This window comes from Mesorhizobium sp. WSM3224 (genome assembly GCF_000427725.1).
Classification (GTDB): Bacteria; Pseudomonadota; Alphaproteobacteria; order Rhizobiales; family Rhizobiaceae; genus Mesorhizobium.
In genome coordinates, this window is sequence record NZ_ATYO01000006.1 from 86,900 (window position 1) to 102,210 (window position 15,311).

At 64.0% G+C, this 15,311-nt stretch carries 15 protein-coding genes and 1 tRNA gene; 9 read left to right on the forward strand and 7 right to left on the reverse strand.

The genetic code is table 11. From position 1 onward, the window contains the following. Nucleotides 1-353: 353 nt before the first annotated feature. From YU3_RS0112685 to YU3_RS0112695, 3 genes are all read right to left on the reverse strand, one after another. A tRNA-Glu gene (locus YU3_RS0112685) sits at nucleotides 354-428 on the reverse strand. Between the two features lie 86 nt (nucleotides 429-514). Beyond that, complete coding sequence (locus YU3_RS0112690) at nucleotides 515-928, reverse strand: VOC family protein (RefSeq protein WP_027166606.1); 414 nt, start codon at nucleotides 926-928, stop codon at nucleotides 515-517. A gap of 11 nt (nucleotides 929-939) precedes the next feature. Continuing rightward, entirely contained in the window at nucleotides 940-1,323 is a 384-nt protein-coding gene (locus YU3_RS0112695; protein WP_027166607.1) for a hypothetical protein, read from the reverse strand. A gap of 26 nt (nucleotides 1,324-1,349) precedes the next feature. On the opposite strand from YU3_RS0112695, the gene YU3_RS0112700 reads away from it, so the two are divergent. Then, nucleotides 1,350-2,405, forward strand: a complete 1,056-nt coding sequence (locus tag YU3_RS0112700; protein WP_027166608.1) for an RluA family pseudouridine synthase — start codon at nucleotides 1,350-1,352, stop codon at nucleotides 2,403-2,405. A 216-nt stretch (nucleotides 2,406-2,621) separates the two neighbouring features. Next, nucleotides 2,622-3,533 (forward strand): RNA polymerase sigma factor RpoH, encoded by a 912-nt coding sequence (rpoH, locus tag YU3_RS0112705; protein ID WP_027166609.1) that lies wholly within the window; start codon nucleotides 2,622-2,624, stop codon nucleotides 3,531-3,533. Between the two features lie 259 nt (nucleotides 3,534-3,792). On the opposite strand, the gene YU3_RS0112710 is transcribed toward rpoH, so the two are convergent. The 3 genes from YU3_RS0112710 to YU3_RS0112720 form a co-directional block, all read right to left on the reverse strand. Then, entirely contained in the window at nucleotides 3,793-4,452 is a 660-nt protein-coding gene (locus YU3_RS0112710; RefSeq protein WP_027166610.1) for a peroxiredoxin, read from the reverse strand. Between the two features lie 185 nt (nucleotides 4,453-4,637). Beyond that, the gene (locus YU3_RS0112715) at nucleotides 4,638-5,003 is read right to left on the reverse strand and encodes a cell division protein ZapA (protein WP_027166611.1); all 366 of its coding nucleotides are present in this window, start codon (nucleotides 5,001-5,003) and stop codon (nucleotides 4,638-4,640) included. Nucleotides 5,004-5,007: 4 nt separating this feature from the next. Further along, nucleotides 5,008-5,280 (reverse strand): DUF4164 domain-containing protein, encoded by a 273-nt coding sequence (locus YU3_RS0112720; RefSeq protein ID WP_027166612.1) that lies wholly within the window; start codon nucleotides 5,278-5,280, stop codon nucleotides 5,008-5,010. A 265-nt stretch (nucleotides 5,281-5,545) separates the two neighbouring features. On the opposite strand from YU3_RS0112720, the gene tkt reads away from it, so the two are divergent. The 7 genes from tkt (at nucleotide 5,546) to YU3_RS0112755 (ending at nucleotide 15,064) form a co-directional block, all read left to right on the forward strand. Further along, on the forward strand, nucleotides 5,546-7,537 hold the full coding sequence (gene tkt / locus YU3_RS0112725; RefSeq protein ID WP_027166613.1) for a transketolase: 1,992 nt from the start codon (nucleotides 5,546-5,548) through the stop codon (nucleotides 7,535-7,537). A 155-nt stretch (nucleotides 7,538-7,692) separates the two neighbouring features. Beyond that, complete coding sequence (gap, locus tag YU3_RS0112730; protein ID WP_027166614.1) at nucleotides 7,693-8,703, forward strand: type I glyceraldehyde-3-phosphate dehydrogenase; 1,011 nt, start codon at nucleotides 7,693-7,695, stop codon at nucleotides 8,701-8,703. Nucleotides 8,704-8,858: 155 nt separating this feature from the next. Continuing rightward, complete coding sequence (locus YU3_RS0112735; protein ID WP_027166615.1) at nucleotides 8,859-10,748, forward strand: potassium/proton antiporter; 1,890 nt, start codon at nucleotides 8,859-8,861, stop codon at nucleotides 10,746-10,748. A gap of 261 nt (nucleotides 10,749-11,009) precedes the next feature. Continuing rightward, nucleotides 11,010-12,206, forward strand: a complete 1,197-nt coding sequence (locus YU3_RS0112740; protein ID WP_027166616.1) for a phosphoglycerate kinase — start codon at nucleotides 11,010-11,012, stop codon at nucleotides 12,204-12,206. A 117-nt stretch (nucleotides 12,207-12,323) separates the two neighbouring features. Beyond that, nucleotides 12,324-13,349: a class I fructose-bisphosphate aldolase gene (locus YU3_RS0112745; RefSeq protein ID WP_027166617.1), complete on the forward strand. Its 1,026-nt coding sequence runs from the start codon at nucleotides 12,324-12,326 to the stop codon at nucleotides 13,347-13,349. A 155-nt stretch (nucleotides 13,350-13,504) separates the two neighbouring features. Further along, the gene (locus YU3_RS0112750) at nucleotides 13,505-14,245 is read left to right on the forward strand and encodes a thioredoxin family protein (protein ID WP_027166618.1); all 741 of its coding nucleotides are present in this window, start codon (nucleotides 13,505-13,507) and stop codon (nucleotides 14,243-14,245) included. Nucleotides 14,246-14,311: 66 nt separating this feature from the next. Next, nucleotides 14,312-15,064, forward strand: coding sequence for an SGNH/GDSL hydrolase family protein (locus tag YU3_RS0112755; protein ID WP_027166619.1), 753 nt, complete (start codon nucleotides 14,312-14,314; stop codon nucleotides 15,062-15,064). On the opposite strand, the gene YU3_RS36425 is transcribed toward YU3_RS0112755, so the two are convergent. Next, nucleotides 15,061-15,240 carry a hypothetical protein gene (locus YU3_RS36425; RefSeq protein WP_036258375.1) on the reverse strand — a complete coding sequence of 60 codons (180 nt, stop codon included), beginning with the start codon at nucleotides 15,238-15,240 and terminating at the stop codon, nucleotides 15,061-15,063. The two genes, YU3_RS0112755 and YU3_RS36425, sit on opposite strands and share 4 nt — an antisense overlap. Nucleotides 15,241-15,311: the final 71 nt, after the last annotated feature.

The window sequence follows — 15,311 nt, forward strand, 5'->3', positions numbered from 1 at the left end:
CCCGGGCAACCGGTCTGATGCGTCCCGTGCGGGCAGCAATACCCTTTCGACGCACTCCATCTGGAGCAATCGAAAACCTTGCCGCCGCCATGGCAGCGCAGGCAAATCATCTTCACTGACACCATTTCAGCTCTACCCAACCCAAAATCCGCGCCGCCGCAGATGCTGCCCCCGACCTCGCAAGTAGCAGAGATTGTTACGCTTTCAAGCGTCGCCGCCGGACTTAAATTGGGTGCATTCTGGCATACGGACCCGCAGGGTTTTCGCGGGGTCGTCAATTCAGCCGACGCGACCCACGCGGGTGTCTGTCTGAACGCGTAGATGAGTCGGGGAGTAGCGGCCGAGCCGTTGTTTGGTACGCCCAAGGGGAATCGAACCCCTGTTCCCGCCGTGAGAGGGCGGTGTCCTGACCGCTAGACGATGGGCGCGCTCAAGAACCGGCTACATAGGCTGGCGGCTGCGAAAAAGCAACTGGGCTTTCGGCCGCTTCGCGCGCTTTGCCGAACCGCCCTGGTCAGCCCTGCCGCTTCGGCTCGATCAGGTCCCAAAGATTGCCGTAGAGATCGGCGAAGACGGCCACCGTCCCATAGGCCTCATGGCGCGGCGCCTCGCGGAATTCGACGCCGCTGCTGAGCATCGCCTGATGGTCGCGGGAAAAATCATCGGTCTCAAGGAAGAGAAAGACCCGGCCGCCGGTCTGGTTGCCGATGCGGCTTGCCTGCTCCTCGCCCGATGCCTCCGCCAGCAGCAGCCGCGCGCCATTGCCGTCTGGCGGCGCGACAGTCACCCAGCGCTTGCCGCCGCCGAGATCGACATCGTCGGTAAGGACGAAACCCAGCCGTTCGACATACCAGGCAATCGCCTCGTCATAATTGCCGACGACGAGCGCGACGGTGGCAATGCCGCGATGTCCGGCCAAACCGCTCATTTGGTGCGGGCTCATTTGTTACGGATTGGGAACTGGCCGATGATGCGGCGCTCGGCGATGTCGTAGACGAAGATCGAACGGCTGCCGTCGGCAAGCTCGGCGTCGATCGACAGGCGGTTGCCGGACAAGGACTGGCTGACCACCTTGGCGCCCACGGGGAGCACGATGTCGCCCGACAGCGGCGCGCCGGCGGGAGCCTGGACATCGCCGGCAGGCGCCGAGCCGGCCACCGGCGCATTGCGGGCTTTGTAGACAAGCGCCCCGATCACCACCATAAGGGCGAGGAACAGAAGGCCGAGATTGACGATCATGAAGCGGACGAGCTTCCGGCGCACGTTTTCGGCCGCTGGGTCGAGCGGCTTTTCCTCATCTTCTTCGGCGATCGGCCGGGCCATGGCTAAACAATCCGCAGCGGGTTTCGATGAGCGCTCATAACGAAGAGACCCCGATATTGATAGAGGATGAATCGACCGGGGATGGAGCGGTGGAGCTGCAAGCCGGCGCCGACGCCGCCGGCAAGCGCCTTGACCAGTGGCTGGCCGCCCGGCTCGGCCCGGACATGTCGCGCAGCCGGGTCAAGGCTCTGATCAAACAGGGCGCGGTCTCGATCGCCGGCAGGCCGGTCGAGGAAGCCAAGCGCAAGATGGCGGCCGGCGAGCGTGTCTCGGTCGTCATGCCCGAACCGGAGCCGGCCGAACCGCAGGGCGAGGACATTGCCCTCGACGTCCTTTACGAGGACGACGAGCTGATCGTCATCAACAAGCCGGCGGGACTGGTCGTCCACCCCGGCGCCGGCAACTGGACCGGCACGCTGGTCAACGCGCTGATCCATCATTGCGGCGACAGCCTGTCGGGCATCGGCGGCGTCAGGCGGCCTGGCATCGTCCACCGGCTCGACAAGGAAACCAGCGGCGTCATGGTCGTGGCCAAGACCGACCGCGCCCACAAGGCGCTGTCGGAAGCCTTTGCCGACCACGGCCGCACCGGCGATCTGGAGCGCGCCTACCTGGCGCTGGTCTGGGGCATTCCGCAGCGGCCGACCGGCACCGTCGATGCTGCCTTGGGCCGCGCCGCCGACCGCGTCCGCCGCGCCGTCGTTCCACAGGGCCGCGACGACGCCCGCCACGCCGTCACCCATTTCAGCGTCGTCGAGCGCTTCGGCGAAGCACAGCAGGCTTTCGCCACCGCAAGCCTTGTCGAATGCCGGCTGGAGACCGGCCGCACCCACCAGATCCGCGTCCACATGGCCTATATCGGCCACCCCGTGATCGGCGACCCGGACTACGGGCAGGCCTTCCGCACCAAGGCCAACCGGCTGCCCGAACCCTTGAAAGCCATGGTCAACGCCTTTCCCCGGCAGGCCCTGCATGCCTGGCTCCTTGAATTCCGGCACCCGGCCACCCATCTAACGATGAGGTTCGAAGCGCCGATACCGGAAGACATGGAGGAACTCGTCGGCGGCTTCCGGAAATTCTGAACCGACCCGCCACGAACAAGCTGCAAACCAGCCATCAAAAAACCTGACCGTCGTTGTTCACTTTAGCGTGACAGACTGTTTAGCGTTGAACAAATGCCTGTCTTTTCTGGTTTTGTTCCTATATACACAGGTTGTCGCGGATGAGCCTTTGGCATCCGCGTCGTATGCCCGCCGCGTTTCGGGGGCATCCACTCCAAAGAGAGAGGGGGCGCTATCATGGCCCAATCACTACCCAGTATCGTTTCCGGTGAAGGCGGTCTCGCCCGTTACCTGGAAGAAATCCGCCGCTTTCCGATGCTTCAGCCGCAGGAAGAGTACATGCTCGCCAAGCGTTATGCCGAGCATGAGGACACTTCCGCTGCGCACAAGCTCGTCACCAGCCATTTGCGGCTCGTCGCCAAGATCGCCATGGGCTATCGCGGTTACGGCCTGCCGATCGGCGAGGTGATCTCGGAAGGCAATGTCGGCCTCATGCAGGCCGTGAAGAAATTCGAACCGGAGCGTGGTTTCCGGCTCGCCACCTATGCCATGTGGTGGATCAAGGCCTCGATCCAGGAATACATCCTGCGCTCGTGGAGCCTGGTCAAGATGGGCACCACCGCTAATCAGAAGCGTCTGTTCTTCAACCTGCGCAAGGTGAAGGGCAAGATCCAGGCGCTTGACGATGGCGACTTGAAGCCCGACCAGATCGCCGAGATCGCGACCCGCCTCAACGTTTCCGAGGCGGAAGTGGTGTCGATGAACCGCCGCCTGTCGGGCGACGCTTCGCTCAACGCCCCGATCCGGGCGAGCGAAGGCGAGTCCGGCGAATGGCAGGACTGGCTGGTCGACGACCACGAGAGCCAGGAAGAGATGCTGATCGAACAGGATGAGCTGGAAAACCGGCGCTCCATGCTGTCGGGCGCTCTGTCCGTGCTCAACGACCGCGAGCGCCGCATCTTCGAGGCGCGGCGCCTGGCCGACGAGCCGCTGACGCTGGAAGAGCTGTCGGCCGAGTTCGACATCAGCCGCGAACGCGTGCGCCAGATCGAGGTGCGCGCCTTCGAGAAGGTGCAGGACGCGGTCAAGGCCGCCGCCAAGCGCCAGATGCAGGCGCTGCGCACCATCGAGGCGCAGCCGGCGGCGTAAAGTTGCTCAAGGCAGAAAATGAAAAAGGCGGCGCTTCGGCGCCGCCTTTCTGTTTGGCGAAAGCGGCGAACCAGCCATTTCTCCCCGTCACTATACGGGGAGAAATGCCCGGTGGGGCAATGAGGGGCAGCGCCGACACTGCGAAGTTATCATTCGAAGGCAATCGCGAGGCAGCTTGCCGCGGCCATCATCGAACGCCGCGCCGCCCCTCATCCGCCCTTCGGGCACCTTCTCCCCGTGGAACGGGGAGAAGGAAAGCTCACGCCGCGGGCTGCTTGGTCTTGCGCAGATACGGCAGCACCGTTTCATAGGCGCCGAAGCGCTTGACCGCATCCTCGTTGGAGACGGCGGCGGTGATGATGACGTCGTCGCCCTGCTTCCAGTTGGCCGGCGTCGCCACCTGGTGCTTGGCGGTCAGCTGGATGGAATCGATGACGCGCAGGATCTCGTCGAAGTTGCGGCCCGTCGTCATCGGATAGGTCAGCACCAGCTTGATTTTCTTGTCCGGGCCGATGACGTAGACCGAGCGCACGGTGGCGTTGTCGGCCGGCGTGCGGCCATCCGAGCTTTCGCCGGCGCCCGCCGGCAGCATTTCATAGAGTTTCGCGACGTGGAGGTCGCGGTCGCCGATCAGCGGATAGTTCACCGTATGGCCAGTGGCGGTCTTGATGTCGGCCTGCCACTTGTCGTGGCTCGACACCGGATCGACCGAGATGCCGATGATCTTGACGTTGCGCTTTTTGAACTCGCCCTCGAGCCCTGCCATCGTGCCGAGCTCGGTGGTGCAGACCGGCGTGAAATTCTTCGGGTGGCTGAACAGCACCGCCCAGCCGTCGCCGATCCAGTCGTGGAACTTGATAGTGCCCTGTGTGGTTTCGGCCGTGAAATCCGGCGCGACATCGTTGATACGAAGACTCATGACCCTGTCCCTACCCTTTTTTGTGAAACGATCGCCAGCGTGGCCGGCGGGGCTGCTAAGCTAGCACTATCGTGGTTTCGGTGAAACGCCGAGAGCGGCGACTGAGGCCGCCGCAGGACGAAATTTTTTCATGATCACCGGCAATCCGCGCCAGTATTTTCTGCTTTTTCGATCGGAAGAGCCGCTCAGGCTTTCTTTATCGCCAGCGTCGCCGTGAGATCTTCCATGCGCTGCGCCAGCGCGCCGAGCGCGGTTGTGAGCACGCTGTCGCTCTTGTCGGCCTTGGTCAGCGCCTCGTCGCGCGTCTTGCGCAGCGTCAGCACTTCGCTCTCCATGCCCTTGACGCGCTTGGCGAGCTCCGAGAGCTCGTCCATCACCATGATGCCGGCCATGACGGTCAGCCTCTGGTCGCCGATCTCGCCGAAGGAATCCTTCAGATGCGAGACATAGCGGTCGAAGCGCTCGGCAAGGTCGATCAGATGCTCTTCTTGGCCCTCGTCGCAGGCCATGCGATACTGCTTGCCGTCAATGGAAACCGTGACCTGTGCCATTGCCTTACCTGTCCAGCACCGCCCGGATGGTTTCCATCGCGGTCACCAGCCGTCGCGACACTTCCTTATTGGCGTCTTCGAGACGCTCGGCGCGCGCCTCGGAATTGTCGAGCTCCTGCGCCAGGCGCGAACGGTCGGCGTTCATGCGCTGCACCTCGGCCTCGGCTTCCGAATAATCGCGCTCGTGCTCGAGCTTCGCCGCCACGGCGTTTTCCAGCCCTTCCATGGCCTTGCTCAGCCGGGCGATGACTTCCCTGAGGGTCGTATCCGCGGTCATGGCCTTCGTCCTATGCCCTGCCCATCACCGAATCGCGCGCGTTCAGAACGCGTTACCTCGGAAAGATTAGGCACCGGGTGAAGGGCGCGTCAACAAAGCTCTCGCGACTGTCCCCCGCTATCGCTAATGTAAGGCGCCCGACGGCATCACAAGCCCGGCAAAAACCGCGCCCATTTGTTGACTAAAGGGCCGTGCCTGCTATGTGTCGCCAAGCCCTTTCCCTAGGGTTCTCCCAAGGCCCTCAACTTAATTCTCCGGAGGAAGCATGACCGCGCGTGAACAACATGACCGGATGGCCAACGCGATCCGTTTCCTTTCCATGGACGCCGTCGAAAAGGCGAATTCCGGCCATCCCGGCCTGCCGATGGGCTGCGCCGACATCGCCACGGTGCTGTTCAGTCGCTTCCTGAAATTCGACGCCAAGGCCCCGCACTGGGCCGACCGCGACCGCTTCATCCTGTCGGCCGGCCACGGCTCGATGCTGCTCTATTCGCTCCTCTACCTCACCGGCTATGAGGATATGACGATCGACCAGATCAAGAATTTCCGCCAGCTCGGTTCCAAGACCGCCGGCCATCCCGAATACGGCCATGCCGCCGGCATCGAGACCACTACCGGCCCGCTCGGCCAGGGCCTTGCCAATTCGGTCGGCTTCGCGCTCGGCGAGCGCATCATGAACGCCGCCTTCGGCAACGACCTCGTCAACCATTACACCTATGTTTTGGCCGGCGACGGCTGCCTGATGGAAGGCGTTTCCCACGAAGCCATCGCGCTGGCCGGGCATCTGAAGCTCAACAAGCTGATCGTCTTCTGGGACAACAACAACATCTCGATCGACGGCCCGGTCTCGCTTGCCGACAACACCGACCAGGTCGCCCGCTTCCAGGCCTGCGGCTGGAACGCCAGTCACATCGACGGCACCGATCCCGAAGCCATCGCCTACGCCATCGAGGCGGCGCGCCATTCCGACAAGCCGACGATGATCGCCTGCAAGACCACCATCGGCTTCGGCGCCCCGACCAAGGCCGGAACCAACAAGGCGCATGGCTCGCCGCTGGGTGCCGAGGAAATCGCCGGCGCGCGCAAGTTCTTCAACTGGGACTCGCCGCCCTTCGAAATTCCGGCCGACATCCTCGACGCCTGGCGCGCCATCGGCAAAGGCGGCGTCAAGGCGCGCGCGGACTGGGAAGGCCGTCTGGCCAACGCCGAGCCGAAGCTGAAAGCCGAGTTCGAGCGCCGCCTGTCGGGCAAGCTGCCTTCCAACTTCGACGCCGTCATCGCCGACTACAAGAAGAAGCTCTCGACCGACAAGCCGAAGGTCGCCACGCGCAAGTCGTCGGAAATGGCGCTGGAAGTCATCAACGGCGCGGTGCCGGAAACCATAGGCGGCTCGGCCGACCTCACCGGTTCCAACAACACCAAGACCAGCCAGACCAAGAACATCACGCCCGACGACTACGGCCAGCGCTATGTCCACTACGGCATTCGCGAGCACGGCATGGCCGCCGCCATCAACGGCCTGACGCTGCATGGCGGCCTGATCGCCTATGGCGGCACCTTCCTGTGCTTCTCCGACTACGCCCGCCCGTCCATGCGTCTGGCATCGCTGATGGGCATCCGCTCGATCTTCGTCATGACGCATGACTCGATCGGCCTCGGTGAGGACGGCCCGACCCACCAGCCGGTCGAGCATCTGGCGGCGCTGCGCGCCATCCCGAACCACAATGTCTTCCGTCCGGCCGATGCGGTCGAAACCGCCGAATGCTGGCAGATCGCGCTCGAATCCGAAAAAACGCCTTCGACTCTGGCGCTGACCCGCCAGAACCTGCCGACGGTGCGCACGGAGCATTCGGCCAAGAACCTGAGCAGCCAGGGCGCCTACGAACTGGCCGCCGCAAGCGGCGAAGCCGCGGTGACGATCTTTGCCACCGGCTCCGAGGTCGAGATCGCGCTCGGTGCGCGCGACCTGCTGGAAAAGCACGGCCACCCGACGCGCGTCGTGTCGGTGCCCTGCTTCGAGCTGTTCGACCAGCAGAGCGAGGATTACCGCAAGAAGACCATCGGCAATGCCAAAATCAAGGTCGCCATCGAAGCGGGTATCCGCCAGGGCTGGGACCACCTCATCGGCACCGACGGCATCTTCATCGGCATGCACGGCTTCGGCGCTTCGGGCACGATCGAGCAGCTCTATCCGCATTTCGGCATCACCGCCGATGCTGCGGCCAAGGCAGTCGAAGCGCGTCTGCACGGCAAGTAGGAATTGGCCCAGGCCCGGCAACGCCGATTAACGGTTTTGCCGGGCTGGACCAACCTAATCGATTTAAATTCGACCTTCTCCGGCTGGATTCTTGACCCGTCCGCCGTTATGAAGCTGCGGACCCATCCGCTTTCCAGTCCCCAAGGGAGAGAACAATGACCGTCAGAGTTGCCATCAACGGATTTGGCCGTATCGGCCGCAACATCCTGCGCGCCATCCATGAATCCGGCCGCAAGGACATCGACGTCGTCGCCGTCAACGATCTCGGCCCGGTCGAGACCAACGCGCACCTGCTGCGCTATGACAGCGTGCACGGCCGCTTCCCGCACGAAGTGGCGGTCGACGGCGACCAGATCTCGGTCGGCAAGGAGAAGTTCAAGGTCACGGCGATCAAGGATCCGACCCAGTTGCCGTGGAAGGAACTCGGCATCGACATCGCGCTCGAATGCACCGGCATCTTCACCGCTCGCGACAAGGCCGCCGCGCACCTGACCGCCGGCGCCAAGCGCGTCATCGTCTCTGCTCCGGCCGAAGGTGCTGATCTCACGGTCGTCTACGGCATCAACCACGACAAGCTGACCAAGGACCATATCGTCATCTCGAACGCGTCCTGCACCACCAACTGCCTCGCCCCGCTGGCGGCTGTGCTGCACGAGACCGTCGGCATCGAGAAGGGCATGATGACGACGATCCACTCCTACACCGGCGACCAGCCGACGCTCGACACCATGCACAAGGACCTCTACCGCGCCCGCGCGGCGGCGCTCTCCCAGATCCCGACCTCGACGGGTGCTGCCAAGGCGATCGGCCTCGTGCTGCCCGACCTCAAGGGCAAGCTCGACGGCATCTCGATCCGCGTGCCGACCCCGAATGTGTCGGTCGTCGACCTCAAGTTCATCGCCAAGCGCTCGACCACGCCGCAGGAGATCAACGAGGCGCTGATCGCCGCTTCCAAGGGCAAGCTCAAGGGCGTGCTCTCGGTCACCCATCATCCGAACGTCTCGATCGACTTCAACCACGATCCGCATTCCTCGATCGTGGCGCTCGACCAGACCAAGGTCATGGACGGCAACTTCGTTTCGGTGCTGTCCTGGTACGACAATGAATGGGGCTTCTCGAACCGCATGGGCGACACCGCCGTTGCCTTCGGCAAGACCATCGCCTGATTCAAGGCACATTCCGCAGTTCGAAACGCCCGGTTCTGCCGGGCGTTTTTTATTGGCCGGCGAGCCAAATAACACGCCTTCGCCTTGCACTCGTCATGTCTTCGCCCCACTCTGCCGCAAAGCGGGAGGGACGCGGATTTGAGGGGCATTGGCGGATGGAGCATGCGATCTATCTTGTAACGCTGGTTGGCACCGCGCTTGTCGTGGCCGCCGCGTTCTCGAGCCTGATCGCCTTCCGCTTCGGTGCGCCCTTGCTGCTCCTCTTCCTCTGCATCGGACTTGCCACCGGCGTCGACGGCCTCGGCATCGAGTTCGACAATGCGCGACTGGCTTATTTTGCCGGCTCACTGGCTTTGGCCGTCATCCTGTTCGATTCCGGTTTCGGCACGCCGCTCAACGCGCTGCGGCAAGCAGTCGGGCCGGCGCTGTCGTTGGCCACGATCGGCGTCATCCTGACCACCGGCATCTTCAGCGTTGCCGCCTCCTATTTTCTCAAACTCAGCTGGCTGGAATCCTCGCTGCTTGGCGCCGCTGTCGCCTCGACCGACGCGGCCGCGGTCTTCTTCCTGCTGCGCGCCGGCGAGATCCATCTGCGCGAGCGCGTGCGCGCGACGCTCGAAGTGGAATCCGGCACCAACGACCCGATCGCCATCTTCCTCACCATCACCCTGGTCGAGATCATCGCCGCGCATGCCAACCCGGAGGCCAATGCGCTGGCCACCAACCTTTTGCTCGGCTTCCTTGCCAATATGGGGCTCGGCGCCGTTGTCGGCGTGCTCGGCGGCTTTGGCATCGTGCGTCTTGTCGAGCGGCTGAACCTCGACCACGGCCTGCTGCCGATCTTCGTGCTGACGCTGTCGCTGATGGTGTTCGCGGCAGCCGGAGCCATTGGCGGCTCGGGCTTCCTCGCCGTCTACATTGCCGGACTGATCGCCGGCAATTCCGACATCCGCGCCGTCACCATCCTGAAGCGCTTCCAGGACGGCATGTCGTGGCTGGCGCAGATCATCATGTTCCTGATCCTCGGCCTGTTCGCCACGCCCTCGCAATTCCCGGCGATCCTGGTGCCGGCGATCCTGCTCGGCTTGTTCCTGATCTTCGTGGCGCGGCCGGTCGCCGTCTGGCTCTGCCTGATTCCGTTCCACCTGCCGCGTCCCGAGGTCGCCTTCGTCTCCTGGGTCGGCCTGCGCGGCGCGGTCTCGATCCTGCTTGCCATCACACCTTTGCTCGGCGGCCTCGAGCATGGCCGCCTGATCTTCAACGCCGCCTTCATCATCGTGCTCGTGTCGCTGGTGGTGCAGGGCTGGACGGTCGGTCCGCTGGCGCGGCGCCTCGGCCTGATCGTGCCGGCCCGTCTCGGTCCGCTGGACAAGGTGGAACTCGAATTGCCGGGCTCGGCCCATCATGAGCTGCTCGCCTATCGCGTCGCGCCTGGCAGCCCGGTGGCGCGCGGCGAGCGCATCCCGCGCTGGGCTCGGCCCTCGCTGGTGCTGCGCGACGGCCGCTCGATGCGCTTCCAGGACATGGGTCGGCTGGCTGCCGGCGATCATGTCTATATCTTCGTCCCGGACCGCTATCCGCGCCTGCTCGACAAGCTTTTTGCCAGCCGCGCCGTGGTCGATCCCGAGGATGCCGATTTCTTCGGCGCCTTCGCCGTCGATCCTGCCCGTTCGGCGGCGGAGTTGGAAGCGGCCTATGCGCCGGGCCTGACCGAGGCAGAACAGAAGCTGACCGTTGCAGCGCTGGTTTCGGATCGGCTTGGCGGCCACCCCGAATATGCCGACCGGGTGGTGATCGGCCCGATCGAGATGATCGTGCGCGATGTCGACGAAAAAGGCAGGATCACCGGGCTTGGCCTCTCCTTCGAGCCGACCGCGCCGGTGGCTCGCGTGCCGGTGTTCATGAGCGCCGGCGAGATCGGCGACCGCATAACCGCCCTGATCCGCAACTGGCGCAGACCGGTGGAAAAGCAGGCGGTCGAGGACGTGCCGATCGACGCCGTGGCGCCCGCGCCGGACGAGCAAAAGGCGACCAGCCAAGGCTGATGTCTCACAGCGACATCATTTTTGCGCGCGCGCTTCAACGCGGCCCTTGCATCGTCGTTCGCGCCGGGTAAGGTCGCCGCGTTTTCGCTAATGCATGTCGCCCAGAAGTGTACGGCGGTTCTGGGACAACGACATGCATAAAAACAAAGTCCTAAAGCGTGTCGCCTGAATCCGTTTCAGCGCGACACGCTTTAGAGCAATTCCAGGAAAAGTGTGTGCGGTTTTCCGTCCGGAATTGCGTCAAAACTAGGAAGGACGACCATGGCCGGCTTCAAGACACTCGATGATATCGGCGCCGTCAGCGGCAAGCGCGTCCTGGTGCGCGTCGACCTCAACGTTCCTGTCGCCGACGGCAAGGTGACCGACGCCACCCGCATCGAGCGCATCGCCCCGACCATCGCCGAGCTTTCCAAGAAGGGCGCCAAGGTCATCCTGCTTGCCCATTTCGGCCGCCCCAAGGACGGGCCATCGGCCGAGTTCTCGCTCGAGCCGATCGCCAAGGCCACGGCAGACGTGCTCGGCCGCCCTGTCGGCTTCGCCTCCGACTGCATCGGCGACAAGGCCGCCGATGCAGTCGCCGCGATGAAGGACGGCGACGTGCTGCTGCTTGAAAACACCCGCTTCTACAAGGCTGAGGAGAAGAACGAACCGGCCTTCACCGAGAAGCTCGCCGCCAATGGCGACATCTATGTCAACGACGCATTCTCCGCCGCGCACCGCGCGCATGCTTCCACCGAAGGCCTGGCGCATCGGCTGCCGGCCTATGCCGGCCGCACCATGCAGGCGGAGCTCGACGCGCTGGAAAAAGGCCTCGGCAATCCGGTTCGGCCGGTTGTCGCCATCGTCGGCGGCGCCAAGGTCTCGACCAAGATCGACCTCTTGATGAACCTCGTGAAGAAGGTCGACGCACTGGTGATCGGCGGCGGCATGGCCAACACCTTTCTTGCCGCGCGCGGCACCGATGTCGGCAAATCGCTGTGCGAACATGACCTCGCCGGCACCGCCAAGCAGATCATGATCGAAGCGGCGGAAGCCGGCTGCGCCATCATCCTGCCCGCCGACGGCGTGGTGGCCAAGGAATTCAAGGCGGGCGCTGCCAGCGAGACCGTCGCCATCGCGGACGTGCCGGCCGACGGCATGATCCTCGATGTCGGCGCGAAGACCTTGCAGAGCGTCAACGAGTGGATCGACCGCGCCGCCACGCTGGTCTGGAACGGCCCGCTCGGCGCCTTCGAGATCGCGCCCTTCGACCGCGCCACGATGGCGGCGGCCAGGCATGCCGCTGCCCGCACCAAGGAGGGCAAGCTGGTCTCCGTCGCCGGCGGCGGCGACACGGTGGCCGCGCTCAACCATGCTGGCGTCGCCGACGACTTCACCTATGTCTCGACCGCCGGCGGCGCCTTCCTCGAATGGATGGAAGGCAAGCCGCTGCCCGGCGTCGAGGTGCTGAAGCGGTAAACAGTCCGCGAACGGGCAGAACGCACCCGGCTTTCAATCGATTCTAGCTTTCCGGCGTCATTCCTTTGGCGGTAGAGTTCCGTTAAGCGCGGAACCGACACCGTCAAGGAGAGCACCATGAGCGAACGTCTCGAAGATATCGCCGCCGCGATCGTGGCCGATGGCAAGGGCCTTTTGGCCGCCGATGAGAGCTCCGGCACCATCAAGAAGCGCTTCGACGTCATCGGCGTCGAATCGACCGCCGACAGCCGGCGCGACTATCGCGAGATGATGTTCCGGTCCAAGGAGGCGATGTCCCGTTATATTTCGGGCGTCATCCTCTATGACGAGACCATCCGCCAAAAGGCGGCCGACGGCACGCCGCTGGTCGACATCATCAAGGCCGCCGGTGCCATTCCCGGCATCAAGGTCGACCTCGGCGCCAAGCCCTTGGCGAATTTTCCCGGCGACACCATCACCGAGGGCCTCGACGGCCTGCGCGAGCGGCTGGCGGATTATTACAAGCTCGGCGCCCGTTTCGCCAAATGGCGCGCGGTGATCGATATCGACACCGGCAAGGGCGTGCCTTCCGCCAATTCGATCGCCTCGAATGCCCACGCTTTGGCCCGCTATGCCGCGCTTTGCCAGGAAGCCGGCATCGTTCCGATCGTCGAACCCGAAGTGCTGATGGACGGCGCTCATTCGATCGACACCTGCTACGACGTCTCCAAGGCCACGCTGGTCAAGCTCTATGACGAGCTCTACGCCGCCCGCGTCGTGCTCGAAGGCTCCATCCTGAAGCCCAACATGATCATCTCGGGCAAGAAATCGGGCAAGACCGACAGTCCGGAGGAAATTGCCGAGAAGACGATAAAGCTGTTCCGCGAAGTGGTGCCGGCGGCGGTGCCGGGCATTGCCTTCCTCTCCGGCGGCCAGGACGACGAGGAGGCGACCGCCAATCTCAACGCCATCAACGCCATCGGCCCGCATCCGTGGAAACTGACCTTCTCCTACGGCCGCGCGCTGCAGGCGGCGCCGCAGAAGGCCTGGAGCGGCAAGGCGTCGAACGTCGCCGCCGGCCAGGCCGCCTTCACGCATCGCGCCCACATGAACCATCTGGCGGCGCTTGGAAAATGGCAGCCGGCGCTGGAAAAGGCGGCCTGAGGCCGTCCCTTCCCCAGGACACGGAAAACCCGGGCCACCGCCCGGGTTTTTGTTTTTTGCGGGCCGCATTCCTACCTGATGCAGCGAAACAGCGGCGGCTGTGTCGGGTCGGGCCGATGTCGAACGTCCTTGGCAGGAGAGGACAGGAGATAGTCATGCAACGCAATGCCGTGGTTTCGCGCGAGGACTGGTTCGAGGCGCACCGAAAGCATCTGGAGCGCGAGAAGGAACTGACGCGGTTTCGCGACCTCATCGCCGCGGAGCGGCGGCAATTGCCCTGGTTCAAGCTGCGCAAGGACTATGTCTTCGAGAGCGAAGCGGGGCCGAAGCGCCTTGCCGAACTTTTCGCCGGCAAGAGCCAGCTTATCGTCTATCATTTCATGATGACGCCGGGCTCCGATCACCGTTGCGAGGGCTGCTCGTTCCTGGCCGACCATATCGACGGCGCCAACCAGCATCTGAAGCATCATGACGTCTCGCTGGTCGTCGTCTCGCGCGCGCCATTGGCCGAGATCCTGCCTTACAAGCAGCGCATGGGCTGGAAGTTCGAGTGGCTGTCGTCCTATGCGTCCGATTTCAATTTCGACCTGCAGGTTTCGTTCACCGACAAGCAGATCGCGGCGGGCGACACCACCTACAATTTCGAGAAGCGCCCGTTGCGCTCGAAGGACCTGCCGGGCACCAGCATCTTCTACCGCGACGAGAACAGCGACATCTTCCTCACCTTCCTGTCGCGCGCCCGCGGCGGCGACGCCCTGATCGGCACCTATCACTATCTCGACATGACGCCGAAGGGCCGCAATGAGACCGGCCCCTATCACGGCCTGATGGACTGGGTACGGCTGCATGACGAATACCAGGACAAGGCCAAGGATCGGCCGGACTGCTGCGCGTAAGCCGCAAACCGTTCACGCCGGTCCAAACATGCGCTAATGGCAGTGCGGCACATCCACGGAACCGCCATGCAGCGTCTGCTCGCCCTCCTCACCTGGCTCGCCTTCCCGGTCTATGTCTGGCAGGGCCTCGGCGTGCGCCGCCGCACCAGCCGCATGCTGCCGGCGCAAGGGCCGGTCATGCATGAGATTGCGGGCAAGGCGCCAGCCATCTCATTGTTGGTTCTGGGTGATTCCTCCGCCGCCTCGGTCGGCATCGAGCAATCCGAATACGGGCTTGCCGCGCAGCTTGCCGGTTTGATCGCCAAGCGCACCGGCAGCACTGTGCGCTGGCGGGCCGCCGGCTTCAATTCGGCGACGTCCGGCCAGATCCGCGACCATGTTTTGCCCAACCTGTCCGCCGACCCATGGACGCATATCGTTCTGGCCATCGGCACCAACGACACCAAGAACTTTCACGCCGTGCCGCGCTTCAAGAAGGAGTTCGGCGGCTTGCTCTATGCGCTGCGCGCCAAATGGCCGGAAGCCCGCGTGGTCTGGTCGCCGGTGCTGGAATTCACCCGCGCGCCGGCAATGCCACCATTGCTCGGCAGGATACTCGAGATCCGCGCCATTGAAATGAACCGCATGGGTGCGCGGCTCTGCAACGAGCGCGGCGCCATTGCCGCTGCGCGTCTGCCGATCACCAATCCGGAGGCCGGCTTTGCCTCCGATGGCTTCCACGCCTCCGCAGCAGGTTATCGCGCCTGGGCTGAGCATCTGCTGGATTTTGTGCTGGGCGACGGTGCAGGCCGCCCTCACCTGAATATCAATGAAGCTTAGGCCCAATGGCCCAAGGCAGCGGCCAGCGACATCGCGGCCATGGCAAGCAGCGCCAGCTTCCAGAAATCGCCGCGCCGCTTCAACCCCGGCCATCCCAGCGGCTTGATGACCTGGATCAGCATGATGCCGATGATGACAAGGGCGAGCAGTTTCGTCATGCCGCCTTTGACCAGCAATGTCCGCGCCTGTCAAAGCCGTTCTCGGCGCCACTGCCCGGTAGCAACATCCCTGACGAAATAGCGTTTCC

What these genes read in the sequence shown, in the direction of transcription:
- YU3_RS0112690 (WP_027166606.1), bottom strand. Translation starts at nt 928, where the DNA reads ATGAGCGGTTTGGCCGGACATCGCGGCATTGCCACCGTCGCGCTCGTC.
- YU3_RS0112695 (WP_027166607.1), bottom strand. Translation starts at nt 1,323, where the DNA reads ATGGCCCGGCCGATCGCCGAAGAAGATGAGGAAAAGCCGCTCGACCCA.
- YU3_RS0112700 (WP_027166608.1), top strand. Translation starts at nt 1,350, where the DNA reads ATGAGCGCTCATAACGAAGAGACCCCGATATTGATAGAGGATGAATCG.
- rpoH (WP_027166609.1), top strand. Translation starts at nt 2,622, where the DNA reads ATGGCCCAATCACTACCCAGTATCGTTTCCGGTGAAGGCGGTCTCGCC.
- YU3_RS0112710 (WP_027166610.1), bottom strand. Translation starts at nt 4,452, where the DNA reads ATGAGTCTTCGTATCAACGATGTCGCGCCGGATTTCACGGCCGAAACC.
- YU3_RS0112715 (WP_027166611.1), bottom strand. Translation starts at nt 5,003, where the DNA reads ATGGCACAGGTCACGGTTTCCATTGACGGCAAGCAGTATCGCATGGCC.
- YU3_RS0112720 (WP_027166612.1), bottom strand. Translation starts at nt 5,280, where the DNA reads ATGACCGCGGATACGACCCTCAGGGAAGTCATCGCCCGGCTGAGCAAG.
- tkt (WP_027166613.1), top strand. Translation starts at nt 5,546, where the DNA reads ATGACCGCGCGTGAACAACATGACCGGATGGCCAACGCGATCCGTTTC.
- gap (WP_027166614.1), top strand. Translation starts at nt 7,693, where the DNA reads ATGACCGTCAGAGTTGCCATCAACGGATTTGGCCGTATCGGCCGCAAC.
- YU3_RS0112735 (WP_027166615.1), top strand. Translation starts at nt 8,859, where the DNA reads ATGGAGCATGCGATCTATCTTGTAACGCTGGTTGGCACCGCGCTTGTC.
- YU3_RS0112740 (WP_027166616.1), top strand. Translation starts at nt 11,010, where the DNA reads ATGGCCGGCTTCAAGACACTCGATGATATCGGCGCCGTCAGCGGCAAG.
- YU3_RS0112745 (WP_027166617.1), top strand. Translation starts at nt 12,324, where the DNA reads ATGAGCGAACGTCTCGAAGATATCGCCGCCGCGATCGTGGCCGATGGC.
- YU3_RS0112750 (WP_027166618.1), top strand. Translation starts at nt 13,505, where the DNA reads ATGCAACGCAATGCCGTGGTTTCGCGCGAGGACTGGTTCGAGGCGCAC.
- YU3_RS0112755 (WP_027166619.1), top strand. Translation starts at nt 14,312, where the DNA reads ATGCAGCGTCTGCTCGCCCTCCTCACCTGGCTCGCCTTCCCGGTCTAT.